This window comes from Collinsella sp. HCP28S3_G2 (genome assembly GCF_052065125.1).
Taxonomy (GTDB): Bacteria; Actinomycetota; Coriobacteriia; order Coriobacteriales; family Coriobacteriaceae; genus Collinsella.
In genome coordinates, this window is sequence record NZ_JBQHUO010000045.1 from 1 (window position 1) to 348 (window position 348).

The following is a 348-nucleotide window of genomic DNA, read 5'->3' on the forward strand; positions in this document are numbered from 1 at the left end:
CTTGGGCAGCAGCTTCCTGATCTCGACGTGGTTGCGCTCGCAGGCGCCCTTCTGGTCGCTGCGCCTGGGGTCGCAGTAGAACAGCCTCGTCTCGCCCGGCCCCTCGCCGAGCAGCGCCGCGATCGCCGCCTCGTCGGAGAACTCGGCGCCGTTGTCGGTGAGGACGGCGCGGAACACGCGGCGCGTCCCGTCGGCGCCGAGGATGGCCCGGACGCCCTCCAGGGCGTCCGCGACGCACCCGGCGGTCTTCTCCTCCAGCGGCAGCGCGAGCTGGAGCCTGCTGGGGCGGTGCAGCAGCGTGAGCAGGCAGGCGGAGTCCTCCCGGGCCCCCTCGACGGTGTCCATCTC

At 73.6% G+C, this 348-nt stretch carries 1 pseudogene; it reads right to left on the reverse strand.

The window, feature by feature from the left end:
* A pseudogene (locus ACTNB2_RS08875) lies at positions 1-348 on the reverse strand (IS30 family transposase); the annotation flags it as partial.